Genomic DNA, 25,102 nt, shown 5'->3' with positions numbered 1-25,102 from the left:
GAGCCACTGCCAGTGGTGCGCTGGCCGAAACCGCTCCAGTCATCGATAACCGTCGGCCCCTCGCTGTCATGCGGGACAAACGCCAGTTGCTGCACGCCGTTGTCGTCAACCACCGAGGTGGGGATACGTTGCGCGTACAGCGCGCCGGTTGCGTAAAACTTGCGGCCGTTGATGCGATAGCCGTCGCCATCGCGGGTCAGGCGCGTGGTACGGTCATGTGCCGTTTTAGTGCCCAGTTCGGCCAGCGCATTGCCGAAACGCACGCCCGCCAGCGCCTCGGCATACAGCCGCGCCTGTTGCTGTGGGCTGCCGTTCACGCGCAGCACTTCAAGGGCGTAAAAATGGTTCTGCGGAATCTGCCCCAGCGAGCCGTCGGCTTCGGAAATCAGCTGGATCACCCTGCTCAGCGTCACGTTGGAGACGCCTGCGCCGCCAAAGGCTTTCGGGACGCTGATGCCCCATAAACCGGACTGACTGAACAGGTCGAGTTCAGCATGGGGCAAACGGCGCTCGCGGTCGCGCTGGGCGCTTTGGGCCCTGAACTGCAGTGCCAGCTCGCTCGCCACCTGCAGGGCCTGAACGTCACTGGTAATCAGCGCAGCATGGTCGCGCGCCTGTGGGTTGAAACTCATGAAAAGTGTTCTCCAGTGGTCTGGTTCAGATCCAGGAATGGCGAGCGGGCAGGGTGCCGTTCAGGTGCCAGGTGCCGACCGCGTGATATTTCCAGCGCACCGGGTCGTGCAGGGTGTGAACGCGTGCGTTACGCCAGTGGCGGTCGAGATTGAACTCGGCAAGCGTTGCGCGGCTGCCCGCCAGCTCGAACAGCTTCTCGCTGGCCAGCAGGGCGATTTCGGTGGTCAGCACCTTGGCGCGTGCCACGGCAATCGACGCGCGCGCGGCCGAGTGTTCATCGATGGGCGCAGCGTTGATCTCATCCAGTTCCTGACCCGCCTTGCGCAACAAGGCCTCAGCCGCATGCAGTTCGAGTTTCAGCTTGCCGATGTCGGCGATCACGTACAGGTCGTCGCTGGCGCGCTCGACTTTGGCATCGATCCACGGACGGGACTTCTCGCGGACAAAGGTAATCGCATCATCGATCGCGCCGCGAGCAATGCCCGCATCGATGGCCGCCTGAATCAGCTGCGACACCGCGCCCTGTATGTTCGGTGTCAGCGCCAGACGCCAGTTATCGACGACCTGCTCGGCATCTACTGCCACATTGTCGAGCAACACCGTGCCGCTCGCCGTGGTGCGTTGCCCGAAACCCGACCAGTCATCGACAATGCGCAGCCCCGGCGTGCCGCGTTTGACGAAGGCCATGACCTGCCGACCTTGATCGTCCAGCGCCTTGACCGCTACCCAGTGCGCAAACAAGGCGCCGGTGGAATAGAACTTCTGGCCATTGATGATGAAACGGTCGCCGTCGGCGGTGATCCGTGCTTTGAGTTCCAGGGTGTTTTTTGTGCCGCGTTCAGGCCCGGCATTGCCGATCCGCCAGCCGTCCAGCACGCTCTGGAACAGCGTACGTTTCTGCTGCTCGGTGGCGCTGCTGTGCAGCAGGTGCAGAATGCCGAACTGGTTTTGCGGGATCTGCCCCAGCGCCGGGTCGGCCGCGGAGATGATCCGGAAGACCTCTGCCACGGTGACGAAGGACACTTGTGGCCCGCCATAGGCCCGCGGGATGGAAATACTGCCCAGGCCGCTGCGGGTGAACTGTTCGATTTCAGCCCACGGCAACGCGCGTTGCCGGTCACGATGGGCGGCATTGAGCCGCGCTGTTGCGGCCAGTTGATGAGCTGCTGTTATGGCCTCGGCATCGTTTTGCAACACCGAGGCCGGTAGCAGGCGAGGAGCGACGTCTGGCTCTTGTGAAGCCGTGACGGTGTGGGCCGTTACGTTCGCCGGATCAGACTCGCGTCGCTCACCGGCATTCGATGTAGCCCTGGGCTTATCCACGGGGGTAGTTGTGAAAGGGACCATCGGAACCTCGGAGAAATAGGCCGCAGTGAATGCGGCTGGAAAATCACGATGTCCGGTGGTCCGGTCTATATACCCTAAGCGTGTATCAAATTTTTTAAAACGCGATTTTTGGAATAAGCATAGACAGCATTTGTCATCCGCCGATTCAGCACCTGAGTGGCAGTGCTGCGTTATTCATCGGGCCGGGCCACCCGGTAGCTGGATTCTTATTTCCCGTGGCGGTGCCCACAGCGAGTTGTTTCCGACCCGGTCGATGATGCAGTAAGTCACTTCCAGCAGTTGCTCGTCACCGCCCTCCATGATCAGCGCGGGTGGTATGACCAGGTCGACAGGCTCGCCTACGTCCTCAGCGGTCAGCGGGGGCAGGTCCATGCGCACATCCCCCCAGCGCACTGTGATTTCGTCATGGACCGCCATGTTCAGGTAGGGCTCGATGGCCATTGGCAAACCTGCATCCAGATGTCGTTGAGATAATCCGCGTCGCACTACCGAAGGCGCGACATGCAAGGGGGCCAGGCTCTGATTTTCTTCCGCATTCGCGCTGACCAGTCGACCGCCGGGTGCATCCAGTTTGACCCATAGTTTGCGGCACGGTGATGTCAGCGGTGTTCCACCCACTTTCATGATTCTGTAGTAAGTTCGTGCCTTGCCATTTTGAAGAAAACTTTCTGGCACACGTAGGACAATAGCGTTGTAAATGTCGGATGCTGTTAAAATTTTCGACGCCACGTAACAGCCGTCCCAGAACAATTCGATCAGGTCGCCTTCATCCATATTGCAGTACGGCTCGACATGAACCATGAGGTTAGAAGCGATACGTACACCGATGCCGTGCCGGCTGGCCTGTGGCAGGGAAGGGGGTAGCAGGTCCGAAGGGCTGTTTTTGCAAGTTGTGCGACTCATATCAATGTGCTCCTGCTAATCAATAATCAAAGTAAAGAATCGTCATAAGTTGCCATGTTTAACAAAAAATAAAGCCCGTTTAAGGCTGCGAGATAAGTACCTTAAATGTTCAAGTCATGGCAAACATTACAAACTGTCAGGGTTTTAAGCTTGAAGTTTTGGCGATGTGCAAAATGAGCGATTAGAGTGAGCTAATGTGCTTTGAGTGCACTTGTCAATATAAGGCGACGACTTAATAACGTTTTACTGAAAAAACGGATAATTCCTACATGTTATAGTTGGAGCTGTTTACTGCCGGGTAAACGACTGTCCTACTACAAAGTGTCATGCGTGATGAATCTGCGTCTCTACGGATAAACGCACTGCGCAAGCAGCCTTCCGGCAAGCGTTGCAAACGTCTGGCGCGAATTACCCAGACGAGAGGGCACCCTTGTCGGGTTTCATTAATTCGATGATTTTTCCGAAAATTTCGCAGGAACTCAGCAAGGATTCTGAACGATTAGTCCTTTCTGAAATGTAAGAAAAAAGCAGCGCCGACGAATCGGGGCTGCTTTTTGTAAGAAGAATGTAGGATCAGGCCCGCGTGCGCTCCAGAAACTGCCTGGTCCGTTCTTCTTGCGGATGGGCAAATAGCGCCTTGGCTTCGCCTTGCTCCACGATCACGCCCTTGTCGATGAAGATCACCCGGTTGGCGACCTCTCGTGCAAAGCTCATTTCATGGGTGACGATCACCATGGTGCGTTTTTCTTCTGCCAGCGAACGGATGGTGGTCAGTACTTCGCCGACCAGTTCAGGGTCCAGCGCCGACGTTGGTTCGTCGAACAGAATCACCTGCGGTTCCATCGCCAGCGCCCGGGCAATCGCCACGCGCTGCTGTTGTCCACCGGAAAGTCGGCGCGGGTAGGCGTCTTCTTTGCCGGTCAGGCCGACTTTGGCGAGTAATTGCCGACCCCGCGCCTCTGCTGTTTCGCGAGCGATCTTCTTGACCACCAGTGGGCCCTCGATGACGTTCTCCAGCGCAGTGCGGTGCGGAAACAGATTGAAGTTCTGAAACACGAACCCGACCTGCTGGCGCAACTGGCGGATCAGGCCTTGCTGCTGGCTCACAGGCCGCGCGCCATCAATCTCGATGTCGCCAACCTTGATCCTGCCGCTGTCAGGCGTCTCCAGCAGGTTCAGGCAACGCAGCAGGGTGGTCTTGCCCGAGCCGCTGGGGCCGATGATGGCAACGACTTCGCCAGCCTCGATGCGCAGATCGATGCCCTTGAGCACCTGATTGCCTTTGAATGACTTGGTGAGTTTTTCAACCACGATCATGTGTCAGGACTCCAGATCATGCCGGTTGACCCTCGCTTCGAGCCTGTTTTGCAGGTACGAAAGCGCAGTGGCAAGGATCCAGTAGATCAGTGCGGCGGCCAGGTACATGGTGAAAATTTCCAAGGTGCGTGCGGTGATCAACTGCGCCTGGCGGAACAGCTCGGGCACCTGAATGGTGGCGGCCAGCGCGGTGTCCTTGACCAGCGAAATGAAACTGTTACCCAACGGCGGCAGCGCGGTGCGTGCCGCTTGCGGCAGGATCGCCCGACGCAGGGTCTGCCAGCGGGTCATGCCGATACTTGCAGCCGCTTCCCACTGGCCGCGCTCGATGGAGCTGATGGCGGAGCGGAGAATCTCGCAGGCGTAGGCGGCCATGTTCAGCGAAAAGCCGATCAGCGCTGCGGTCAGTGGATCAAGTTCGATGCCCAGTTCCGGCAGCCCGTAATAGATCAGGAACAGCTGCACCAGCAACGGCGTGCCGCGAAAGAATGACACGTAGATACGCGCCAGCCAGTTCAGCGGTTTGAAACGCGACAGGCGCATCAGCGCCAGGCCGAAGCCCAGCACCAATCCGCAAAACATCCCGCCCAGGCTGAGGAATACCGTGTAGTACGCGCCCTTGAGCAGAAAGGGCGCGGAATCCAGCGCGAGCTGAAGGCTCTCTTCGATCATTGGGTGACGTCAGCGTTGAAGTACTTCTCCGACAGTTTTTTCAGCGTGCCCTCGGCGCGCAGCTTGTCGAGGGCCTGGTTGATGGCAGCCTGCAACTCTGGCTCGCCTTTACGCAGAGCAATGCCGGACTCCTGGCGGGAGAATGCAGCGCCAGCGGGTGCAAGCTTGCCTTTGGTCTTGGCTGCGATTTCCAGGGCGGCCAGTCGGTCAACGAGGATCGCGTCGATACGGCCTACGCTCAGGTCCTGAATCTTGGTCGGGTCATCTTCGTAGGTTTTTACCACGGCGCCCGGTACGTTTTCCTTCAACCACTGCTCATAGTTGGTGCCCAGGCCCACGCCGACCTTTTTGCCGGTCAGGTCCTGAGCCGATTTGATAGCGTCTGCATTCTTCTTCAGAACCAGTGCCTGAATGCCGGAAACGGTATAGGGCTGGGAGAAATCGTATTTTTTCTTGCGCTCGTCGGAGATCGTGACCTGGTTGATCACCACGTCCAGACGCTTGGAATCCAGCGCGGCCAGAATACCGTCCCATTTGGACGGTTGCACCTTGGCTTTCACACCCAGCTCTTTGGCCAGCGCTTCGGAGAGTTCAACCTCAAAGCCGGTGAGCTTGCCTTTCTCGTCAACGAAGCTGAACGGTGGATAAGTGCCTTCGAGGCCCACATTCAGCGTGCCGCTATCCTTGATTTTCTGCAGTTGCTCACCGGCCACGGCTTGCCCGGCGATACCGGAACCGAGCATCAGGCTCAGTGCCGAAAAAAGAAACGTGCGACGAATGGCGGAAATGTTCATGCGAGCCCCTGTTGGTGTGGAGGTGTCTGGTCATCTCTGACCGGACCGAAGCGACTTGGTGCTGATTATTCAGCTCTTTTCAAGCAATTACGGCAGTGACGCGCGCCGCCGGGCGCGACTATATCGCCAACTGCTTATGAAGAAAAATAACTAAAAGAGCGTTTTCTGTATGGGTTTGGCATAACGGGAGCGTCAATGACTGAACGCGTCCGGGTACGCAAACAACGCAGGCGCGCCGCCGGTGTGCAGGAAGATCAACGGCCCGTCATTGAAACGCTGACGGCCGATGCCATCCAGCAAGCCGGACATGGCTTTACCCGTGTAGACCGGGTCGAGCAGCAAGCCTTCATGGCTGGCCACCAGCTTTATCGCCGACAGCGTACCGGCGTTCGGCTCGCCATAGCGCGGCGCGAAATATTCGTCCCACAACTCGACTTTGAAGCTTTCCGGCAGCGCGATGTTCAACAGCTCGGCGGTGCGCTCGGCCAGGCCTTGTACTTTTGGCAACTGGGCTTCTTCACTGCGCGACACGGTGACGCCGATGACCGGCAATTGCGGCAGCTCGTGCGCCAGCGCCAATGCCAGACCGCTGTGCGTGCCTGCGCTGCCGGACGCCAGCACAACCGCGGCGAAATCGATGCCGGTCTGCTTGATCTGCTCGGCCAGTTCCAGACCAGCGCGCACGTAACCCAAAGTACCGATCGGGCTAGAGCCGCCGATCGGCACCAGGTAAGGATTTTTGCCGCTGGAGCGCAGGCGAGCGGCCAGTGCGTGCAACTGGTCGTCGGCATTGTCGAGGTTTTCGACCAGCTCTACCCGCGCATCGAACAGCTCCAGCAGCAGGCGGTTGCCGTTGTGCAGGTAGTTGGGGTCTTCGGTGCCGATGGGATTTTCCAGCAAGGCCACGCAGCCCATGCCCAGTCTGGCCGCCAGCGCAGCGGTCTGGCGCACGTGGTTGGACTGGATCGCGCCAGCAGTGATCAACGTGTCGGCACCCTGGGCCAGCGCGTCGGCGGCCAGGTACTCGAGCTTGCGGGCCTTGTTGCCACCCAGCGCCAGGGTCGTGGTGTCATCGCGCTTGATGTAAATATCGCGGTCGGCCCACGTCGACAGGCGTTCGAGTTTCTCCAGGGCCGTCGGCGCGCTGATCAGGTCCAGACGATTGAAGCGGGCGAGCTGATGTTTGATCATGGTGATAGGTAAGCCGTGTAAAGAGTCATCGGACTATAGGCAGACGTATCCTGCACGGCAACTTCTCTGTGCTTATGGTCTGATCAGGCTGCTCCTACAGAAATTGTTGTTCTTTCCGTCTGAATGTTTGCCGTAGAGTGAGGGCATCAATGGCCGTACTGTCGGTCGACACCCTTTGCATCAAGGAGAGATCAGCGTGAGCGATATTCCACAAGCCTCCGCCGACGGCCGTTCCAGCCATTGGCAGTTGCAGCGGATCGTCAGCCAGCTGCGCGGTGCGCGTGAAGACTGGCGCGCGCGCAACCGGCGCGTGAGCGGCGAACACGGCGGGCGCGAGCTGCCATCGCGCGCGGCGATGGGCGATATTCTCGAAGCCCTGAGCGGGGCGTTATTCCCGATGCGCCTGGGGCCGGTCGACCTGCGCGAAGAGAGCGAAGATTTCTATGTCGGGCACACGCTGGACGTCGCGCTCAACGCGCTGCTGGCCCAGGCGCGCCTTGAGTTGCGCTACGTCGCCCATCAGCAGGGTGGAGACCTGAAGAGCATCGATGCCCATGCGCTGGAGCTGATTCAGGATTTCGCCACGGCCTTGCCGGGCATTCGTCTGCTGCTGGACACCGACGTGCTGGCCGCGTATCACGGCGACCCGGCGGCGCGCAGTGTCGATGAAGTGCTGCTCTGCTATCCGGGCATTCTGGCGGTGATCCATCATCGTCTGGCGCACCACCTGTACCGGGCCGGTTTGCCATTACTGGCGCGCATCAGCTCGGAAATCGCCCACTCGGCCACCGGCATCGACATTCACCCCGGCGCGCAGATCGGGCCGAGCTTCTTTATCGATCACGGGACCGGCGTGGTGATTGGCGAAACCGCCATCATCGGCGAACGCGTGCGCATCTATCAGGCCGTGACGCTGGGTGCCAAGCGCTTCCCCTCAGACGAGGACGGCCAGTTGCAGAAGGGCCATGCACGGCATCCGATTGTCGAAGACGACGTGGTGATCTACGCCGGGGCGACCATTCTGGGTCGCATCACTATTGGCAAGGGTTCGACCATCGGCGGTAACGTGTGGCTGACCCGCAGCGTACCGGCAGATTGCAACCTGACTCAGGCCAACCTTTTGCAGCAGGACCACTGCTCGAAAAAGTGATAGCTGGCTGAGTGTCAGATGACCTTGACCGCCCGCCCGATGAACTGAATCGGGCCTGTCGGTTTGCCGATTGGCGAGCCGGTGGATTTTTCCAGTGTCAGCTCGAACAGCTGGTTGGCCTGTAGCGGCGGCAGCTTGTCCAGCGCGATCTTGAGGCTTTGCCCCGGTTTGACCAGCCCGAGGGACACCGGGCCTTGCCAGTCGTCACCCTTGGTCCAGAATTCCAGCGCCTTGTCCGCCGGGACTTCGGTCACGCCCAGCGGAATCAGCTGAATTTCCTGCGAATTGCCGGCCTGCACGACCCAGCCGGGCGACTTGTCTTGCGGTCCGACCAGAACCACCAGGTAGGAAGGCTGCGCAGGTGCGCGGGTCAACAACGTCATGCCCAGCACCAGCGACGCCGCCAGTCCGGCCCCGGCCAGCCCGCGCCAGACCGACAGATTGTCCCACCAGCGCACGCGCTGCCGGTGTGCAGGTTTGGCGGGCGCGGTCATCTCCAGCAGGTTGCGTTCAATGCGCCCCCACAAGCCGGGCGATGGCGTGACCGGCTCAGCCAGTTCGGTCAGGGGCAGCAGGCGCTGCTCCCAGGCGTCGATGGCTGCCTGCAAGTCAGGCTCGCGGGACAGGCGACGCTGTACGTGGAGCCTTTCCTGCGCCGACAGGGTGCCGAGCACATACTCGCCAGCCAGATCGTGAATGTTGTCGTCTAAAGGCCGGGTCATCCCATGCACTCCCGCAAAGCCGTCAGGCTGCGCTTGATCCAGGCTTTGACCGTACCCAATGGCGCGCCGATTTTCTGCGCGATTTCCTGATGCGAATAACCGTCCACGTAAGCATGAAGCACACAATTTCTTCTGACCGGCTCCAGTTGCTCCATGCATGCCGTAATCCTTCCTGGATTGACCCGCCAATCGAAGGCATCACTGGTTTCCTGCCAACCTTCCAGCGTCGCCGGTGGGTGATGATCCTGGTTTTCATCATCGTCGACCCGCACTTCGCGCGCTGTGTTGCGCAAGCGGTTGAGCGCCAGGTGTCGGGTTACGCTGAATATCCAGCCGCGTGCCGAGCCACGAGCGGCATCGAAGCTGGACGCATGCGTCCAGATTTTCAGAAAGGCATCGTGCACGATGTCCTCGGCCAGCGCGCTGTCACGCACCAGTCGCTGGGCAACGCCGAGCAATCGGGCGCTTTCCTGTTGATAGAGACGCTGCAGCGCCTGCTTCTCACCGCGAGCGCAGGCCTGCAACGTAGCTTCGTAATCAAAGAGAGATTCGTGCGAGGACAAGATGATCCGCCATCAATGGAAGATTACTGCCCCGCTGATAGTGCGAGGCTCCCGCGCAGCAGCATAGCTCACTGTTGCGCGGTCACCTGATTAATGCCGCGATCAGCTTGCGGTCCAGAACAGGTAGTCCGCCTGATACTTGACCACTTCCTTCGCGCCCTTGTTGCTTTCTGCGCAGGCTTTGGCCGGTGCCACTCCGCCTTTCAGGGCGACACGCTGAATGTACGTCACGCCAGTCATTGCGCCTTTGCCTTCGGCCGGGTTGGCCTTGACCAGTTGATAAGGCAGGTTGCCAGCGCTCGACGGAGCCACCGCAACCTGAGTGCCGGTCACTTTGGAGCCGTCTTTGGCTTCCCAGGTAGCAGGCGGGCCGTAGTAGGTGCCGACCTGCTTGCCGGTCTTGTCATTGAGCACGGCTTTGGGGCCGACAAAAGCCCACTCCATTTCGTTAGGCATGTTGGCTTTGGCGCGGCACTCGTAGGTAATTTCGCCAACCCCGGTGGTCGTCATGCCGACTTTGTTGCCGGCCGGCACACGGACGCTCTCGGGGAGGTCGGTCTGAGCCATGGCAACGGACGACAGGCAAGTGAAGGCCAGGGTAGTACCTGCAAGGCAGAGCAAGCGTTTTGCGTTCATGCAGAAATCTCCAGATTGTTTAACCGCGCTCAGCAACTCGAAGTGGCTGCTGACTGTACTACCCGCGAGAAATGCATCTGGATGCAGTGATTTGAAAATATTTTTTCAGTGCCGGCTGAAACGGCTGCGCAGCAGCACAATCCCGGCAATCGCTGCCAGGCCCGAACCGATCAGCACGCCGACTTTTACCTCGTCGATCAGGTGTTGATCGCCGGGGAAAGCCAGGTTGCCGATGAACAGGCTCATGGTGAAACCGATGCCGCAGAGGATCGCCACGCCATACAGTTGCACCCAGTTGCTGCCTTCCGGCAAGGTCGCCAGCCCGGCACGAATCGCCAGCACGGCGGCGAGGAACACGCCGATCTGCTTGCCGATGAACAGGCCCAGTGCAACGCCCAGCGGCACCGGGTCGATCAGGTTGCCCAGGGTGATACCGGACAGCGACACGCCGGCATTGGCAAAGCCGAAAATCGGCACCACCGCGAAGGCCACCCAGTAATGCATCTTTTCTTCAAGGAACAGCAGCGGCGAGCGGGCTTCCTCTTCGGGCTTGCCCATCGGGATGCACAACGCCAGCGCAACACCGGCCAGCGTGGCGTGAACGCCGGATTGCAGGACAAAAAACCACAGCAGCGCGCCGAGCAGCAGGTAGGGCAGCAGGCGGCGGACGTTCAGACGGTTCAACGCGATCAGCACGGCCAGGGTCACGAACGCCGCAGCCAGCATCGGCAGGTTCAGGCCGGAGCTGTAGAAGAACGCGATGATGGTCACCGCGCCCAGGTCATCGAGAATCGCCAGTGCCGCCAGAAAGACTTTCAGCGACGTTGGCACGCGATTGCCCAGCAGCGACAGCACGCCGAGGGCGAACGCGATGTCGGTGGCCGCCGGGATCGCCCAGCCGCTGAGGGTCTGCGGGTTGCCCAGGTTGATGGCGATGTAGATCAGCGCGGGCACCAGCATGCCGCCCGCCGCTGCGAAGCCGGGCAAGGCGCGTTGCCCCCAGGTCGCCAGGCCACCGGCCAGCACTTCGCGTTTGATTTCCAGGCCAACCATCAAGAAGAAGATCGCCATCAAGCCGTCGTTGATCCACAGCTCGACCGACAGGCCCAGCCAGACGCTGTGCAGCATCGAGAAGTAATCGGCAGAAAGCGCAGAATTGGCGACGATCAGCGCGGCCAGTGCCGCTGCCATCAAGACAATACCGCCTGCTGATTCAGAGGCCAGAAAACTGGCGAGAACGGCAATGGCGCGGGGTGTTTCCCGGTGTGGAGCTTGAGTCATGGTCGTCCTTGAAGCGGAAAGCTGTTTTTTGTTGTGGCATCAGGAATGCGTTTACTGCCCCGTGGGGCTGAGTTCGATCAGGCAGCAACGGCTGACGCGGGGTGATTGCAGTTCGATTTCCAGCAAGCCGTCGGGGTTGTCCACCTGCGCGCAATCATGTTTGCCGAGGACCTCCCACGCTTGACCGTTGACGCTGATCGCCACCTGCTCGGCCACGCTGAACAGCACGAAGGTGCTGGCTGAGCTGAACAGCCGTTGCGGATGGCGCACATCGATCCAGTGCAGGCGTGCAGTATAGCGGTGTGCAGCATAGATCAGGTTGAAGTCGCGAATCGGCCCGTCGAGCAGTGTACAGTTGACTTCACTGTCGCCACTGAATGCAAATGGATCGGACGGCAACAGCGGGCGACTGGCCATACCGTCCACGGTCAGCGTCATGCCCGCTCCCTGCAGCACAGTAATGATGCGTTGATAACCCGCAAACACCGAGAAGCTGCCTGAGGTCTCGATGTCGGCAATCGACAGCCGCCAGCCGAAGCCGTCCATGTCCTGACCCGCATCGCGAGCGATCTCTTCAGTGCTGCCACCACCGTTCTTCCACGGCATGCGCGGGTAGTCGGCAGCACGCAAAATACGGGTCTGGCTCATTTGGTAAAACGTCCTTCGAGGCGATGACGGGAACCGGGGTGGATCAGGCGCGCCGCAGTGACGGGCTGGCGGCCGGACCAGGTGCGGCGGCGAATCAACAGGCAGGGTTCACCCGCATCGATCTGCAGCAGCCTGCACTCGTCGGCTTCGGCCAGAATCGCTTCAACCACGTGCTCGCCCTCGGTCAGCGGTGCGACTTGTGACAGATAGGCGTAGGGCGTCTGCAAGGTGAAATCCTGCTTGAGGTAGTCCGGCGCGACCTGAGCGTTCACGAACCGGTCTTCGATCTGCACCGGAATGTCATTTTCGAAATGCACGATCAGCGAATGAAACACCTTCTGGCCTTCACGCATGTCCAGCGCCAGTGCGCGCTCCGAGCCTGCGGCTTCCTCTTTGAGCACCATTACCTTGCAGGTATGGCGATGGCCGCGCGCGGCAATTTCGTCCGCGATGTTATGCACCTCGAACAGCGCCGACTGGCTCTTCGGTTCGGCGACAAACGTGCCGACGCCCTGCATGCGCACCAGCAGGCCTTCGGCGGTCAGCTCGCGCAGCGCCCGGTTGATGGTCATGCGGCTGAAACCCAGCTGCGTCACCAATTCGCTTTCCGACGGCACGCGGTGGTGCGGCGGCCAGGTGCCGTTTTGAATCTGCAGGGCAATCATGTGTTTGACGCGGGCGTACAAGGGTGCGGGACTGTCGCCCATCTGGGCTGCCAGGGGAGATGCGGCGGGCGGAGTCGACACGGGTGAGTCCTTGTTCGAGATGATTCAAATGCAGCAAAGCGTCAACGCTAACCATTAAGCAGGGACTCGGCAAGCGTGCGAACGGTTTACCGGTCGCTTGAACGTCTGTATATGTATATACAAATTACAGTGATGAGGTGTGAAGTCAATGTCAGCCTTCTTTGCCGAGCGTGCGTTACTCCCCGACGGCTGGGCCAGCAATGTGCGTCTGGAGGTCAGCCAGGAAGGTCTATTGACCCGCGTTGAAGCCCATGCAGACCGGCAGGGTGCTGAAACCGTCAGCGGTCCGTTGTTGCCCGGCATGCCGAACCTGCATTCGCATGCGTTCCAGCGGGCGATGGCCGGGCTGGCCGAAGTCGCGGGCAACCCCAACGACAGCTTCTGGACCTGGCGTGACTTGATGTACCGCCTTGTCGGACGCATCAGCCCGCAGCAACTGGGAGTGATCGCGCGTCAGCTGTACATCGAGATGCTCAAGGGTGGTTACACCTCGGTGGCGGAATTTCATTACGTGCATCAGGACCTGGACGGCAAACCCTACGCAGACCCTGCCGAACTGGCCCTGCAGATCAGCCAGGCGGCGGGTTCGGTGGGTATTGGCCTGACCTTGCTGCCAGTGCTTTACAGCTACTCCGGGTTTGGCGGGCTGGCGCCGAATGAGGCTCAGCGCCGGTTTATCCACAGCACCGACAGTTATCTGGAGTTGCAGGCGCGTTTGCGACCGCTGTTGGCGGCGCAGCCTGCTCAGAGGCTTGGCCTGTGCTTTCACTCGTTGCGCGCGGTCACTCCGCAGCAGATCAGTGAAGTGCTTGTCGCCAGCGACCCGCAGTGCCCGGTGCACATTCATATTGCCGAGCAGCAGAAGGAAGTGGACGATTGCCTGAGCTGGAGCGGTCGGCGTCCGTTGCAATGGTTGTATGAAAATATTTCTGTGGATAACCGCTGGTGCCTGGTCCACGCGACGCACGCGGACGCGGATGAAGTGCAACTGATGGCGCAGAGCGGCGCCGTCGCGGGATTGTGTCTGACCACCGAGGCGAATCTCGGGGACGGGATCTTTCCGGCAGTGGATTACATTGCGCAGGGCGGGCTTTGGGGGATCGGTTCCGACAGCCACGTGTCGCTCCGCGTGGTCGAGGAACTGCGCTGGCTGGAATACGGGCAGCGCTTGCGTGACCAGCGTCGTAACCGGTTGTATCGCAGTGACCAGCCCATGGTCGGCCGCACGCTGTACGACGCCGCCCTGGCCGGGGGCGCGCAGGCGCTGGGTCAGCCGCTCGGCAAACTGCAAGCCGGGCAACGCGCCGACTGGCTGGTGCTGGATGGCAACGACCCGTACATCGCCACGGCTTCCGGCGACGCAATCCTCAACCGCTGGCTATTTGCCGGCAGCGACCGACAGATTCGCGACGTGGCGGTAAACGGGCGCTGGGTCATCCGCGAAGGAAGACACGCCGCAGAAGAACAAAGCAACCGCGAGTTTGCGCAAGTGCTGAGGGAATTGCTGGGCTGATGCGAGAGAGGACGCCGAGCGTCCAGAACGGCATGCGACGCAGGGCGTCGCACGATGATCAACTGAGTGTTCGCTTACTTTTCAGCCTTGCCAATCTTCGAGTCATCCTCGCGCCAGATCAGGCGTGAGGTGTCGTAGCCTTGCTGGCGGGCTTTGCTCAGCATGTTTTCCTTGTCTGCCTGAGACACGACAGGCGTGCGCGACAGCAGCCACAGGTATTTGCGATCCGGGTTGCCGACCACTGCGGTGCGGTAGCCTTCGCTGACGTCCAGAATCCAGTAGTCACCCTTGGCGACGCCCGGCAGCAGGCGCGAGAACCAGTTGTCAAACACTACCCACAGCTTGTCGGTCTTGCCCGGAACCTGCGGCGACGCTGTGCCGGTGGCTTCTTCCCACTTGCCTTCAATCGTGCGGCAGCGGTTGGTTACCGCAATATTGCCGTCATCCTTGAGCGCATACAGCGCTTCGGACTGGGCACACTTGCGCTGGAAGAACATCGGCAAACGGGCGATCTCGTACCAAGTGCCCTGATACTGTTTGAGGTCGACGCCATCAACCGTCTTCGGCTCGAGGTTGTCAGCCGAGTGGGCGAAACCGATGGCCAGAAAGCTGGCCATGACAAAAATGCCGAAACGTACCAATACCTTGATCATGTGTTATTTCAGACCCTGACCCGAGAACAGTACAACCTTGTCTGCCGCGTACTGCACGCTGATAAAGGTGTTCTGGTCGCCCCATGTGCAACTGGACATTCCCAGTGCGCCGGAACATTCGGTCGGGCTGCCCAGCAAAGACTCAACCTGAGCCTTCGGCATGCCAGCGGAAATCTTCGAATAGTTTTCTTGAGTGATCTTGCTGCAGGCAGCCAGCAGCACGCAGAACGAAAGTAACGCGACAGAGCGCAAGGACATGGATGTAACTCCTGAACGGAAGGGGGTCGCGTCGCAATGCAGGCTGATTCAGTCTGGCGCTGGCGCAATACCGCAAGCTTAGAAGATGAAAAGGGGATCTGGTTCCCGAGTCGGGAAAGGATTTGTGCCGTGTAGCAACCCGATGGCCCGCAGCCTTGCGCTGTGGGCACGGCCAGAATGCTCATTTACCTGAGTATTCGCTGGCTTGCAGGCGATTCGACCAAGCCGAATCGCCGTTCATGCATGAGCAGACGCTATTACTCTTTGTGATAGGCCGTGACGCGTTCGACTTCCTGTTTGGAGCCCAGGTAAACCGCCACACGCTGGTGCAGGCCCTCCGGCTGGATGTCGAGAATACGCTGGTGGCCATCTGTCGACGCGCCGCCTGCCTGTTCCACCAGGAACGACATCGGATTGGCTTCGTACATCAAGCGCAGTTTGCCCGGCTTGGACGGTTCGCGGCTGTCGCGCGGGTACATGAACAGGCCGCCACGGGTCAGGATGCGATGCACATCGCCAACCATCGCTGCTACCCAGCGCATGTTGTAATTCTTGTTCAACGGACCGTCTTCACCGGCCAGCAACTCGTTCACGTAGCGCTGCACCGGAGCTTCCCAGTGACGCTGGTTGGACATGTTGATGGCGAACTCCTGAGTGGCCTCAGGGATTTTGATGTCTTCGTGAGTCAGCACGAAGCTGCCCATTTCGCGGTCCAGCGTGAAGCCTTTGACGCCGTCGCCCAGGGTCAGCACCAGCATGGTTTGCGGGCCGTAGATCGCGTAACCGGCAGCCACCTGCTCGGTGCCGGGCTGCATGAAGGCTTTTTCGTTCAGCGGCTCGTTCTGGGTCAAGTACTGGTTAGGGCAGCGCAGAACCGAGAAGATGGTGCCGACCGGTGCGTTGATGTCGATGTTCGACGAGCCGTCCAGCGGGTCGAACACCAGCAGGTACGCGCCTTTCGGGTATTTGCCCGGGATCTGGTAGGCGTTGTCCATTTCTTCGGACGCCATGCCGGCCAGATGACCGCCCCATTCGTTGGCTTCGAGCAGGATCTCGTTGGAGATCACGTCGAGCTTCTTCTGCACTTCACCCTGTACGTTTTCGGTACCCATGCTGCCCAATACGCCACCCAGCGCGCCCTTGGAGACCGCGTGGCTGATTTCCTTGCAAGCGCGCGCCACAACTTCGATCAGGAAGCGCAGATCGGCAGGGGTGTTGTTGCTGCGGGTCTGCTCAATCAAGTAACGACTTAGTGTGACGCGGGACATGGATAGCTCCGAAAATAGGGGGTATGAAAACCCGGGCAGTTTAACGCGAGTGGCGACGTAATACTGCTATCAGACTGGTTGATGACTGTTTCAGTTCAGATGTCGGGCAAACCGAAGCAGACGAGCCGTGCGTTTCAGCGTTTCGACGCACGCAAGGTGCTCAACGCCATCCAGCCCAGAAACAGCACGCCCACCACCAGAATCGCCCACAGCCCCATGCGTTTGAAGTCAGCACTTTGCTGCGCCGCTGGCGGTGCCGCTGTCATGTCGGCGACGGCTGCCGCGGCGGGTTGCGCGGTGCCGATCAGGGCAAGCTTTTGCGGGCTGAAATCAGGGATCAGAGTCGCTAGCGACAGGTTCACCGCCTTGGCCGTCGGGTTGCCGACCGCCAGTGTGAACGGTCCGTTGCCGCGTGCCAGAAATACCACCTCGGTCGCCGGTACGGCCACGCTCAACAGCGGAGCCTCGCTGCCCAGACCGCCACCGCGGTCATCCACCACCAGCTTGAGCTGCTGGACGATCCGCCCGGACAGTTGCAGTTGATCCTGCAAGACATCGCTGTTGTTTTGTGACAGGCGATACAACAGACCGCTGCTGACCGGTTGCCATGGCTGTCTGGCATCGACACGTCCATAAAGAATTGCAGGCGCCAGGCTGTTGGGCTGGGCAATATCGACTTTCACGCGCCCTATCGGCAAACCTGCCGGCAACTGCCAGACGTATTCGTTGGGGCTTTCGACAGTGCCTTTGACCGGCGGCGACCAGGTCAGTGGCGGTGTCGGGTTGTCGCTGCTGGCGCTCAGCAGGTGGGCAGAAATCAGCAGTGGCGCACTGTGCGTCGCGCGCCACAGCAGGCGCAGATAACGCGCACTTTGACCAGGCAGGCCAACTTCGCGCTGCTCGACCACTTCATCGGCAAACGACAGGCGTGCAACTTGCCCCTCGCCCCAGTCGCGCCAATGCTGCAGGTCGTCGCTGGCCTCGATGCTGAAGTGCTGGAAGCCTTCGCGCTCCGTGCTCCAGTCGATAATCAGTTGTTCCAGTGGCGCCTTGATGGCGCTGGTGTCCAGCAGCCAGCCGCGCAGCACTTCTTCGCCGGCCTCGATGTCGCTCTGCGGCTGGACTTCGATCACGCTGCCGTTGCTCGAGCGTTCGATGCGAATCACCGGCACAGCGTCGCCTGCTTCCTGAGTGCTGTACAGCGCAAACCATTTGACCTCGATGGGCGCGGGCTCTTGCTCGCGCGCAGGCTCACGCGGCGTGATCGCGTAGGCCTGCGGCTGTCCCTCGGCGTTGAACACGCGAACGTCACCCAGATCAGCCTGTCGCGCATTCAGTTGCACGGCAAGCGGCAATTCAATGCGATACCACGGCCCCTCGCCGCTGAGTGTCAGCGGTGTCTGACTGGCAAAATCCGCCGGTTTGTCCTGAGCGCTGGCGCTGATCGCCGCACACAGGGCAAGGCCAAGCACGGCGACTTTCATGGCAGGATGACTCAAGAACGGCTTCCTCATGGTGTATCAGGCGCGGCAGTCGGGCCGGGCCCTGGATCTGCGCCAACGTTATGCGCAGGACGTTTCGGCGGCAAGGGTGCGAAATATCCCACCACCAGTAGCAAAATGCCAACACCGATGAACGAGACGATGCGCTCCATGCCGCCGCGATTGCTCAGTTCGACGAAGAACAGCTTGATCACCACCACCCCGATCAACGCTGCGCCGCCCAGCCACAACTCGCGGTTGGCGCGCACATGGCCGCCGATCATCAAGGCCAGCGCCATCAGCGTCCAGACGATCGACAACCCGGCCTGAACGCGCATCGACGCCAGCAGATCCTCGCTGGACCACGCTACATCGGCCCAATGCCGGGCGGTGCGCATGACCATGGCCGTGACCAGTGCGAACAGCGATGCGCCTGCCAGCAACAGGGTGTGATTGCGCTGGTGCGTCAGGTACTTGCGCATCCACAGGCACACGCCGGCCAGCGCCAGCAACAGGCCGATTTCCAGCGGATTGAGCAGCGGCACATAAGGCAGCGGGTCGGCCGCGCCATCGCTGAACAGGTTCGCCAGCCAGAACCACGCCAGCATCAGGATCGCCAGTGGCGCAGCAGCGCCGACATGATAGGCCTCGGGGCAGGCTTTCACCGGCCATGGCCAGTTACGGCCGGAACTCATCGCCAGCAGGAACAGGCTTGGCAGAATCGCCCAGCCCAGCCAGCGCCAGGCGTTGTAGTACTCGGACAATTGCAGCAGGCCAAAACGCAGCTCCAGCGCCAGTACGCAGAGCAACAGCAGGCAGCCAGCGGTATGGGCGACCCGTTTTGCAAAGAGCGATTGCAGGTCTGCCAGGTGGCGCAGGGTCAGCAGATGCACGATGAACACCACGCTCCACGCCAGCCAGCCGCCGCTGGCCGCCGGGTTGTCCTGCCTGTCGAGCGAGAACAGCAGCAGCGGTGCGCAGACGGGCGTGAGTACGCTGCACAGTGCGGCCAGGTCAGTCCAGCGCAAACGCCTGGCGAGTGCGGCCCAGAGCGCCACGCTGAGTGCGAGTGCGATCAGCAGCGCTGCGGTCTGGAAGTGCGCTGGCGCGTACAGATCCACAGCGCTGACCAGCGACACCATCCACCAGAGCGTGCCCCAGATGACCAGCACTGCTCTGGCGCGGTTGGGCGCCATCAGCGTCATAGCGTTGAAATGGAACACGCACCAGGCGCTGATCAACGCCGCGACAGCCAGAATCATCGGTGTCCAGTAGTCGCCCGCGAAGGCCTGCGTCGAACTGTCGCTGATCAGAATGGCGCTGGCCCCCAGTTGCAACAGCAGGCCGAACACCTGAGCCAGCCTGCGTTGCTGGCGCAAGCCCAGCCAGAACACCGCTGCGCCTTCCACCGCCCAGGCACTGGTCGTCCATTGCGAGCCGAGGCCTAGGGGGATGGCCAGCGTTGCAAACACCACGCCCAGCGCCAGGCAGGTTTCCATCAGTAAAACGGTGCGGCCGGGCGCGCGCGTGGTCAGCCAGCGCGCCAGCGCCATGTAGATCAGGCCCAGCGTGAGCGCGCTGAATGCGGCGCCAAACTCAAGGTGCTCGACCAGCGCGTATTGCAGGCCGAAACCGACGATCGGCGTGCCGAACAGCAGTGTGCCGTCGACGTAATCACCTTGGCGCGCCGACCAGCGCAGCAGGTTTTTGCGGGTCCCGTCTGGCGGCGGGTCGCCGAGCTCCAGTAGCGTGCGGCGGGCGAACAACAGGCCGATGGCCAGGTACATCAGGAAAAACAGAATCAAGAACGGTTCGGTGCTCCAGAACAGTTCGGGCGTATAGGCGCTGATGCCCCAAGCAAAGCCGATGCCGAACGTTCCGAAGAAGCCGATCAGGTTAAGGATGCGCCAGGCCTTGAACCAGGCAATGGCGATGATGCCGACGTTGAGCAGGGCAAAGTAGCTGAACAGCGAAACGTGGCTGCCTTGCCCGGTCGAGGCCAGAAGCGGTGCCGCAAATCCGCCGAGCGCGCCAGCGCAGGCCAGTGCCAGGGAATTCTGGGTCAGCGCGAGAATGGCCGAGAAGGTGGTGATTGCCACCAGCAGGACAAAGCCCGGTGCAGGGTCCAGCAGGGCATGCAGTTTCATCGCGGCAAACACCGTCAGGTACAAAACGCCGATGCCGGTGCCTTGCAGCATCAATGCGTAAGGCCCGTTGCGCAGCCGCAGCCACCACCCCAGCCCGAGCAATGCCAGCGCACTGGCGGCGACCCCGGCATAGCGCGCTTGAATCGGCACGACCAGGCCTTCGGTGGCGTAACGCAGCAGAAAAGCCAGGCCGAGAAACAGCACGACCACGCCGACCCGCAGGACCGTGTTGCCGCCCAGCAACCAGTTCCTGGCGCGCTCGATGGCACTGTCCAGCAGATTGGGTTTTGCCGGGCGTGATGGCTGAGCAATTGCTGTGGCAGGTTCGGCAGCAGGCGTTGCCTGTGGCTCGTCCGGCAGGTCCCAGATCAGCTCGGGACCTTCGGTGGGTGCGGCGAGAATGACGGCGTCCAGCGGCAACGGCGCGTTGTCCCGAGCCGGCGGCACGCCAGGCACTGACTGACGTTCGAGCGCATTCAGGCGCTGCTGGAGGGTGTCGATGTCTTTGCGGGTGGCGAGTAGCTGTCGCGACTGGTCAGCAGCCTGGCTGCCCAGCACGCGCATGCGAATGCCCGCCCAGACTGCCCCGCCCATGAGCGCGCCAATCAGCGCACCGGTCCACTCGTCGTAACTCAACGAGTAGCCCAGCAGCGCACCGCCCATCACCAGACAAATCCAGAGCACGCGACGACATCCTTTTCGAGGGGTGAATGTTTATCGTCGGCAGTATATAGGGGCGGGCGGACATCGTTTGTAATGTTTTATGTGGCCCGCAGGCACGAGAGTTTTGGCAGGACGAAGACCCTTGTGGGAGTGAGCCGGACGACGCTTCGCTCCCACAAGACTTGCGTATAACGCTCAGCGCTGGGTCAGTCCAGCGCCTTCCAGATATCCCCGGCGTATTCACGAATGGTCCGGTCCGAGGAGAACCAGCCCATGCGTGCGGTGTTTAGCACCGCCGAGCGCCACCATTCCTTGGAATCGTGCCAGCGTTCTTCGACCTTGGCCTGAGCGGCCCAGTACGAATCGAAGTCAGCACAGACCAGGAAGCGGTCGTACGCCAGCAACTGATCGACCAGCCCGACATAACGGTTCGGATCATCCGGCGAGAACACCCCGCCACGAATCGCCTGCAATACGTCGTTCAGGCGTCCCGATGCAGCCACGTCGGCATATGCACTGAAGTCGCCGGCCTGCTTGCGGGCTTCGACCTGTTGCGAGGTCATGCCGAAGATGAACATGTGCTCCAGCCCGACCTGCTCGCTCATTTCCACGTTGGCGCCGTCCAGCGTGCCGATGGTCAGCGCGCCATTGAGGCCGAACTTCATGTTGCTGGTGCCCGACGCCTCCAGGCCCGCTGTGGAAATCTGCTCGGAAAGGTCGGCGGCCGGGATGATGCTCTCCGCCAGGCTGACGTTGTAGTTGGGCATGAACACCACTTTCAGCAAACCACGCACCGTCGGGTCGCTGTTTACGGTCCGCGCGATGTCGTTGGTCAGCTTGATGATCAGCTTGGCCGAGTGATAGCTGGCTGCCGCCTTGCCCGCGAAGATTTTCACGCGCGGTACCCAGTCCGTACCCGGCTCGGCACGAATGGCCTGATACAGCGCCACGGTGTGGAACAAGTTCAATAGCTGGCGCTTGTATTCGTGGATACGTTTGACCTGAACGTCGAACATCGCCGCCGGATTGACTGCGATACCCAGGCGTTCGTGAATGATCGCGGCCAGTGCGCGTTTGCTGTGCAAGCGCTGATCAGCCATCTGCTTGCGGAACGACGACTGTTCGGCGAACGGTTCGAGTTCTTTGAGACGGGTCTCGGCGTTGTCCAGCACATCTTCACCCAGCGCCTCGACAAGCATTTCGGTGAGCTTCGGGTTGGCCTGGAACAGCCAGCGGCGGAAGGTAATGCCGTTGGTTTTGTTGTTGATCCGGTCCGGGTAGATCTTGTGCAGCTCGGCGAACACGGTCTTGCGCATCAGTTGCGTGTGCAACGCCGAAACGCCGTTGACGCTGTGCGAACCGAGAAACGCAAGGTTGCCCATGCGCACGCGGCGGCCGTTGTCTTCTTCGATCAGCGACACCGCACGCAGCACGTTGACGTCGTCGACACCTTTGGCGCGCAGCGTATCGATATGTTGCGCGTTGATCAGGTAGATGATCTGCATGTGGCGCGGCAGCATGCGCTCCATCAGGCCGACCGACCAGGTTTCCAGTGCTTCCGGCAGCAGCGTGTGGTTGGTGTAACCGAGGGTGCCGACGGTGATTTTCCAGGCGGTGTCCCACGGAATATTGTGGTTGTCGATCAACTGACGCATCAGCTCGGCCACGGCAATCGACGGGTGCGTGTCGTTCATCTGGATCGCAGCGTGCTCGGCCAGGTCGGTCAGCGTCGCGTGCTGGTTCAGGTGGCGACGCAGCAAATCCTGCAGCGATGCCGAAACGAAGAAGTACTCCTGACGCAGGCGCAGTTCCTGACCGGCCTCGGTCGCGTCGTTCGGGTACAGCACGCGGGAAATACTTTCTGCACGGACCACTTCGGCAACGGCGCCAAAGTGGTCGCCCGCGTTGAAGCGTTCCAGGTGCAGGTCTTCTACCGCGCGGGCGCGCCATAGACGCAGGGTGTTGACGCTCTTGCCGCGCCAGCCCACCACGGGAGTGTCGTAAGCAATGGCCCGCACCGTTTCGCCCGGACGCCAGACCTGACGCGATTCACCGGTTTCGCTCGGAACGGTATCGACGCTGCCGCCGAAGCCGATGGAGTACACCACTTCCGGACGCTCGAATTCCCACGGGTTGCCGAAGTCCAGCCAGTTTTCGGTCTGCTCCTGTTGCCAGCCGTCGACGATGCCCTGACGAAACAGGCCGTGCTCGTAACGAATCCCGTAACCGTGACCGGCAATGCCGAGGGTCGACATGCTTTCCATGAAGCACGCCGCCAGGCGACCCAGGCCGCCGTTACCCAATGCTGCGTCGGGCTCGAGCAAGCGAATACGCTCAATGTCCACGCCCAGCTCGGTCAAGGCTTCGCGGGCGATCTCCAGCAGACCGAGGTTGCTCAGGCTGTCGTACAGCAGCCTGCCGATCAGGAATTCCAGCGAGAGGTAGTAAACCCGCTTCTGAACCTTGCGATAGATATGGCGCGTGTGATCCATCCAGTGCTCGACCATGTGGTCGCGGGCAGCAAGGGCGGTCGCTTCAAACCAGTCATGCTCAAACGCATGGTCGGGGTCCTTGCCCACCGAATAGGTGAGTTTGGCGAGCACAGCGGCGCGAAAAGCAGCCACATCAGCGTCACGAACAAGTGGTTCCTGAGACATCGATACAACCTCAAGTAGTCTGACGAATGGGAGATGGGATTCTTAGACTGTAGGCGTGTCGTCAGTTATTTCCTGTAAATAAAGAAATAATTCGGTTTACGACTCACGCTTCGACCCAGCCTGACTGTTCTGGTTCGCTATTCGGGCAAATTGGCAAAACGCTTGCATTGATTGTTCCATGTTAATCAATGACGTGCAGCATGCTGATTCTTCGTTTCGGGTTTATGATGCCCGACGGCAGGACATCAGAAGCCTCTTGACTGGACTTATGGAGCACTTATGCAGACTTTGTACCCGCAGATCAAACCCTACGCCCGGCACGATCTGGCCGTGGAACAACCGCATGTGCTCTACGTCGACGAAAGCGGCTCGCCTGAAGGTCTGCCAGTGGTGTTTATCCACGGCGGCCCGGGTTCCGGGTGCGATGCGCACAGCCGCTGCTATTTCGATCCGAATCTATACCGCATCGTCACGTTCGACCAGCGCGGTTGCGGCCGCTCCACGCCGCATGCCAGCCTGGAAAACAACACCACCTGGAAACTGGTCGAAGACCTCGAAGTGATTCGCGAGCACCTGGGCATTGAAAAGTGGGTGCTGTTCGGCGGTTCGTGGGGCTCGACCCTGGCGCTGGCTTACGCTCAGACTCATCCGGATCGCGTGCATGCCATGATTCTGCGTGGCGTGTTTCTCGCCCGTCAGCAGGAAATCGACTGGTTCTATCAGGCCGGTGCCAGCCGCCTGTTCCCGGATTACTGGCAGGATTACGTCGCGCCGATCCCGGCCGATGAGCGCCACGATCTCTTGTCCGCCTTCCACAAGCGCCTCACCGGCCCGGACCAGATCGCCCAGATGCATGCCGCCAAGGCCTGGTCTACCTGGGAAGGCCGTTGCGCAACCTTGCGCCCCAACCCACAGGTGGTTGACCGCTTCACCGATCCGCATCGGGCGCTGTCCATCGCGCGCATCGAATGCCACTACTTCATGAACAAGGCGTTTCTGGAAGAAAATCAGCTGATTCGCGACATGCCGAAAATCGCCCACCTGCCGGCGATCATCGTCCACGGGCGCTACGACGTCATCTGCCCGCTTGATAACGCCTGGGAACTGCACCAGAACTGGCCTGGCAGCGAGCTGCAAGTGATTCGCGAAGCGGGGCATTCGGCGTCCGAGCCAGGTATCGCCGACGCGCTGGTGCGTGCCGCAGCGCAGGTGGCGCAGAATCTTCTCGATTTGCCTCCTGAAGAAGCCTGATCGCTTTACTGGGTTGTTTGTTTACCAAGTCTGGAAGTCTTTATGAAAGGTTTGTTGCAGCGCGTGCGCAGTGCGCGCGTCGAGGTCGGAACGGAGGTGGTCGGCGCTATCGATCAGGGCATTCTGGTGTTGGTGGGCATCGAGCCTCAAGACACCCGGGCCAGTGCCGATAAGTTGCTGCACAAGCTGCTCAATTATCGGGTGTTCAGCGACGCCGACGGCAAGATGAACCTGTCGTTGCGTGATGTGAACGGCGGATTGCTGCTGGTTTCGCAGTTCACACTGGCTGCTGACACCAAAAGCGGATTGCGCGCCGGGTTCTCGAAAGCTGCTGCTCCAGCGCTGGGTGCCGAACTGTTCGACTATTTACTGAGCCAGGCCAGAATTGCGCATCCGGTCGTGGCGGCGGGCCAGTTTGGTGCAGATATGCAGGTGCACCTGATAAATGATGGCCCTGTGACATTCCTGTTTGAAACATAAGCTACGATTTCATCGTTACACCGGGCGAATTCATCGTTCGTTCAGGAAATAAATACTTTGTCATACCTGATGCGTTGTAACGCGAGCTACTGGATAATCGCGCGCTGCGGGGACCGACACTGGTTGGT

Annotated in this window: 23 protein-coding genes; 4 read left to right on the top strand and 19 right to left on the bottom strand. The window is 60.5% G+C overall.

What is annotated here, in order from left to right; translation table 11 throughout:
• From ABJ99_RS24555 to ABJ99_RS24525, 7 genes are all read right to left on the bottom strand, one after another.
• Window positions 1-632 (bottom strand): acyl-CoA dehydrogenase family protein (locus ABJ99_RS24555; RefSeq protein WP_195842917.1); only part of this gene is annotated, 632 nt, incomplete at its 3' end.
• A gap of 25 nt (window positions 633-657) precedes the next feature.
• Window positions 658-1,830, bottom strand: coding sequence for an SfnB family sulfur acquisition oxidoreductase (locus ABJ99_RS24550; RefSeq protein WP_230081083.1), 1,173 nt, complete (start codon window positions 1,828-1,830; stop codon window positions 658-660).
• Window positions 1,831-2,154: 324 nt separating this feature from the next.
• Window positions 2,155-2,883, bottom strand: coding sequence for a hypothetical protein (locus ABJ99_RS24545; protein ID WP_054088004.1), 729 nt, complete (start codon window positions 2,881-2,883; stop codon window positions 2,155-2,157).
• Window positions 2,884-3,456: 573 nt separating this feature from the next.
• Window positions 3,457-4,200 (bottom strand): L-cystine ABC transporter ATP-binding protein TcyN, encoded by a 744-nt coding sequence (tcyN, locus tag ABJ99_RS24540; RefSeq protein WP_054088003.1) that lies wholly within the window; start codon window positions 4,198-4,200, stop codon window positions 3,457-3,459.
• Between the two features lie 3 nt (window positions 4,201-4,203).
• Complete coding sequence (gene tcyL, locus ABJ99_RS24535) at window positions 4,204-4,872, bottom strand: cystine ABC transporter permease (protein ID WP_080378307.1); 669 nt, start codon at window positions 4,870-4,872, stop codon at window positions 4,204-4,206.
• Window positions 4,869-5,666, bottom strand: a complete 798-nt coding sequence (tcyJ, locus tag ABJ99_RS24530; protein WP_054088002.1) for a cystine ABC transporter substrate-binding protein — start codon at window positions 5,664-5,666, stop codon at window positions 4,869-4,871. The genes tcyL and tcyJ overlap by 4 nt, the downstream gene beginning before the upstream one ends.
• Before the next feature lie 192 nt (window positions 5,667-5,858).
• The gene (locus tag ABJ99_RS24525) at window positions 5,859-6,857 is read right to left on the bottom strand and encodes a D-cysteine desulfhydrase (RefSeq protein WP_054088001.1); all 999 of its coding nucleotides are present in this window, start codon (window positions 6,855-6,857) and stop codon (window positions 5,859-5,861) included.
• Between the two features lie 196 nt (window positions 6,858-7,053).
• Here ABJ99_RS24525 and epsC point away from each other — a divergent pair, with 196 nt between their 5' ends.
• A complete protein-coding gene (epsC, locus tag ABJ99_RS24520; RefSeq protein WP_054088000.1) occupies window positions 7,054-8,007 on the top strand; it encodes a serine O-acetyltransferase EpsC in 954 nt (317 codons plus the stop codon).
• Between the two features lie 14 nt (window positions 8,008-8,021).
• On the opposite strand, the gene ABJ99_RS24515 is transcribed toward epsC, so the two are convergent.
• From ABJ99_RS24515 to hutC, 6 genes are all read right to left on the bottom strand, one after another.
• A complete protein-coding gene (locus ABJ99_RS24515) occupies window positions 8,022-8,729 on the bottom strand; it encodes an anti-sigma factor (protein ID WP_054087999.1) in 708 nt (235 codons plus the stop codon).
• Entirely contained in the window at window positions 8,726-9,292 is a 567-nt protein-coding gene (locus ABJ99_RS24510; protein ID WP_054087998.1) for a sigma-70 family RNA polymerase sigma factor, read from the bottom strand. The genes ABJ99_RS24515 and ABJ99_RS24510 overlap by 4 nt, the downstream gene beginning before the upstream one ends.
• Window positions 9,293-9,394: 102 nt before the next feature.
• Complete coding sequence (locus tag ABJ99_RS24505; RefSeq protein ID WP_054087997.1) at window positions 9,395-9,928, bottom strand: DUF3455 domain-containing protein; 534 nt, start codon at window positions 9,926-9,928, stop codon at window positions 9,395-9,397.
• A gap of 105 nt (window positions 9,929-10,033) precedes the next feature.
• Complete coding sequence (gene nhaA / locus ABJ99_RS24500) at window positions 10,034-11,209, bottom strand: Na+/H+ antiporter NhaA (protein WP_054087996.1); 1,176 nt, start codon at window positions 11,207-11,209, stop codon at window positions 10,034-10,036.
• Window positions 11,210-11,260: 51 nt separating this feature from the next.
• Window positions 11,261-11,857, bottom strand: a complete 597-nt coding sequence (locus tag ABJ99_RS24495; RefSeq protein WP_054087995.1) for a HutD/Ves family protein — start codon at window positions 11,855-11,857, stop codon at window positions 11,261-11,263.
• A complete protein-coding gene (gene hutC / locus ABJ99_RS24490) occupies window positions 11,854-12,564 on the bottom strand; it encodes a histidine utilization repressor (RefSeq protein ID WP_162839085.1) in 711 nt (236 codons plus the stop codon). The genes ABJ99_RS24495 and hutC overlap by 4 nt, the downstream gene beginning before the upstream one ends.
• 187 nt (window positions 12,565-12,751) lie before the next feature.
• Here hutC and ABJ99_RS24485 point away from each other — a divergent pair, with 187 nt between their 5' ends.
• A complete protein-coding gene (locus tag ABJ99_RS24485; protein WP_054087994.1) occupies window positions 12,752-14,116 on the top strand; it encodes a formimidoylglutamate deiminase in 1,365 nt (454 codons plus the stop codon).
• Between the two features lie 74 nt (window positions 14,117-14,190).
• On the opposite strand, the gene ABJ99_RS24480 is transcribed toward ABJ99_RS24485, so the two are convergent.
• The 6 genes from ABJ99_RS24480 to ABJ99_RS24455 all read right to left on the bottom strand — a co-directional run bounded on the left by ABJ99_RS24480 (window position 14,191) and on the right by ABJ99_RS24455 (window position 23,243).
• Entirely contained in the window at window positions 14,191-14,769 is a 579-nt protein-coding gene (locus tag ABJ99_RS24480; protein WP_054087993.1) for a lipocalin family protein, read from the bottom strand.
• 3 nt (window positions 14,770-14,772) lie between these two features.
• Window positions 14,773-15,027, bottom strand: a complete 255-nt coding sequence (bamE, locus tag ABJ99_RS24475; RefSeq protein ID WP_024675475.1) for an outer membrane protein assembly factor BamE domain-containing protein — start codon at window positions 15,025-15,027, stop codon at window positions 14,773-14,775.
• A gap of 257 nt (window positions 15,028-15,284) precedes the next feature.
• Window positions 15,285-16,295 (bottom strand): class 1 fructose-bisphosphatase, encoded by a 1,011-nt coding sequence (locus ABJ99_RS24470; RefSeq protein WP_007252848.1) that lies wholly within the window; start codon window positions 16,293-16,295, stop codon window positions 15,285-15,287.
• Between the two features lie 134 nt (window positions 16,296-16,429).
• Window positions 16,430-17,779 carry a DUF3999 domain-containing protein gene (locus tag ABJ99_RS24465; RefSeq protein WP_054087992.1) on the bottom strand — a complete coding sequence of 450 codons (1,350 nt, stop codon included), beginning with the start codon at window positions 17,777-17,779 and terminating at the stop codon, window positions 16,430-16,432.
• A 26-nt stretch (window positions 17,780-17,805) separates the two neighbouring features.
• Window positions 17,806-20,607 carry a DUF2339 domain-containing protein gene (locus ABJ99_RS24460; protein WP_054087991.1) on the bottom strand — a complete coding sequence of 934 codons (2,802 nt, stop codon included), beginning with the start codon at window positions 20,605-20,607 and terminating at the stop codon, window positions 17,806-17,808.
• Between the two features lie 185 nt (window positions 20,608-20,792).
• Window positions 20,793-23,243 carry a glycogen/starch/alpha-glucan phosphorylase gene (locus ABJ99_RS24455; RefSeq protein WP_054087990.1) on the bottom strand — a complete coding sequence of 817 codons (2,451 nt, stop codon included), beginning with the start codon at window positions 23,241-23,243 and terminating at the stop codon, window positions 20,793-20,795.
• Window positions 23,244-23,522: 279 nt separating this feature from the next.
• Between ABJ99_RS24455 and pip the strand changes: the two genes are divergently transcribed.
• Window positions 23,523-24,494 carry a prolyl aminopeptidase gene (pip, locus tag ABJ99_RS24450; RefSeq protein ID WP_054087989.1) on the top strand — a complete coding sequence of 324 codons (972 nt, stop codon included), beginning with the start codon at window positions 23,523-23,525 and terminating at the stop codon, window positions 24,492-24,494.
• A 42-nt stretch (window positions 24,495-24,536) separates the two neighbouring features.
• Complete coding sequence (gene dtd / locus ABJ99_RS24445; protein WP_054087988.1) at window positions 24,537-24,974, top strand: D-aminoacyl-tRNA deacylase; 438 nt, start codon at window positions 24,537-24,539, stop codon at window positions 24,972-24,974.
• Window positions 24,975-25,102 lie beyond the last annotated feature (128 nt).

The sequence above is a fragment of the Pseudomonas syringae pv. cilantro genome (assembly GCF_001293775.1).
GTDB classification, from domain to species: Bacteria; Pseudomonadota; Gammaproteobacteria; order Pseudomonadales; family Pseudomonadaceae; genus Aquipseudomonas; species Aquipseudomonas syringae_P.
The sequence above is the reverse complement of the archived record's forward strand: the minus strand, read 5'-3'. Positions and strand labels throughout refer to the sequence as shown.

Bases quoted from the DNA above. Each gene is read 5' to 3' on its own strand.
- ABJ99_RS24545 (WP_054088004.1), bottom strand. From the start codon at position 2,883: ATGAGTCGCACAACTTGCAAAAACAGCCCTTCGGACCTGCTACCCCCT.
- tcyN (WP_054088003.1), bottom strand. From the start codon at position 4,200: ATGATCGTGGTTGAAAAACTCACCAAGTCATTCAAAGGCAATCAGGTG.
- tcyL (WP_080378307.1), bottom strand. From the start codon at position 4,872: ATGATCGAAGAGAGCCTTCAGCTCGCGCTGGATTCCGCGCCCTTTCTG.
- tcyJ (WP_054088002.1), bottom strand. From the start codon at position 5,666: ATGAACATTTCCGCCATTCGTCGCACGTTTCTTTTTTCGGCACTGAGC.
- ABJ99_RS24525 (WP_054088001.1), bottom strand. From the start codon at position 6,857: ATGATCAAACATCAGCTCGCCCGCTTCAATCGTCTGGACCTGATCAGC.
- ABJ99_RS24515 (WP_054087999.1), bottom strand. From the start codon at position 8,729: ATGACCCGGCCTTTAGACGACAACATTCACGATCTGGCTGGCGAGTAT.
- ABJ99_RS24505 (WP_054087997.1), bottom strand. From the start codon at position 9,928: ATGAACGCAAAACGCTTGCTCTGCCTTGCAGGTACTACCCTGGCCTTC.
- nhaA (WP_054087996.1), bottom strand. From the start codon at position 11,209: ATGACTCAAGCTCCACACCGGGAAACACCCCGCGCCATTGCCGTTCTC.
- ABJ99_RS24495 (WP_054087995.1), bottom strand. From the start codon at position 11,857: ATGAGCCAGACCCGTATTTTGCGTGCTGCCGACTACCCGCGCATGCCG.
- hutC (WP_162839085.1), bottom strand. From the start codon at position 12,564: ATGGGCGACAGTCCCGCACCCTTGTACGCCCGCGTCAAACACATGATT.
- ABJ99_RS24485 (WP_054087994.1), top strand. From the start codon at position 12,752: ATGTCAGCCTTCTTTGCCGAGCGTGCGTTACTCCCCGACGGCTGGGCC.
- ABJ99_RS24480 (WP_054087993.1), bottom strand. From the start codon at position 14,769: ATGATCAAGGTATTGGTACGTTTCGGCATTTTTGTCATGGCCAGCTTT.
- bamE (WP_024675475.1), bottom strand. From the start codon at position 15,027: ATGTCCTTGCGCTCTGTCGCGTTACTTTCGTTCTGCGTGCTGCTGGCT.
- ABJ99_RS24470 (WP_007252848.1), bottom strand. From the start codon at position 16,295: ATGTCCCGCGTCACACTAAGTCGTTACTTGATTGAGCAGACCCGCAGC.
- ABJ99_RS24465 (WP_054087992.1), bottom strand. From the start codon at position 17,779: ATGAAAGTCGCCGTGCTTGGCCTTGCCCTGTGTGCGGCGATCAGCGCC.
- ABJ99_RS24455 (WP_054087990.1), bottom strand. From the start codon at position 23,243: ATGTCTCAGGAACCACTTGTTCGTGACGCTGATGTGGCTGCTTTTCGC.
- pip (WP_054087989.1), top strand. From the start codon at position 23,523: ATGCAGACTTTGTACCCGCAGATCAAACCCTACGCCCGGCACGATCTG.
- dtd (WP_054087988.1), top strand. From the start codon at position 24,537: ATGAAAGGTTTGTTGCAGCGCGTGCGCAGTGCGCGCGTCGAGGTCGGA.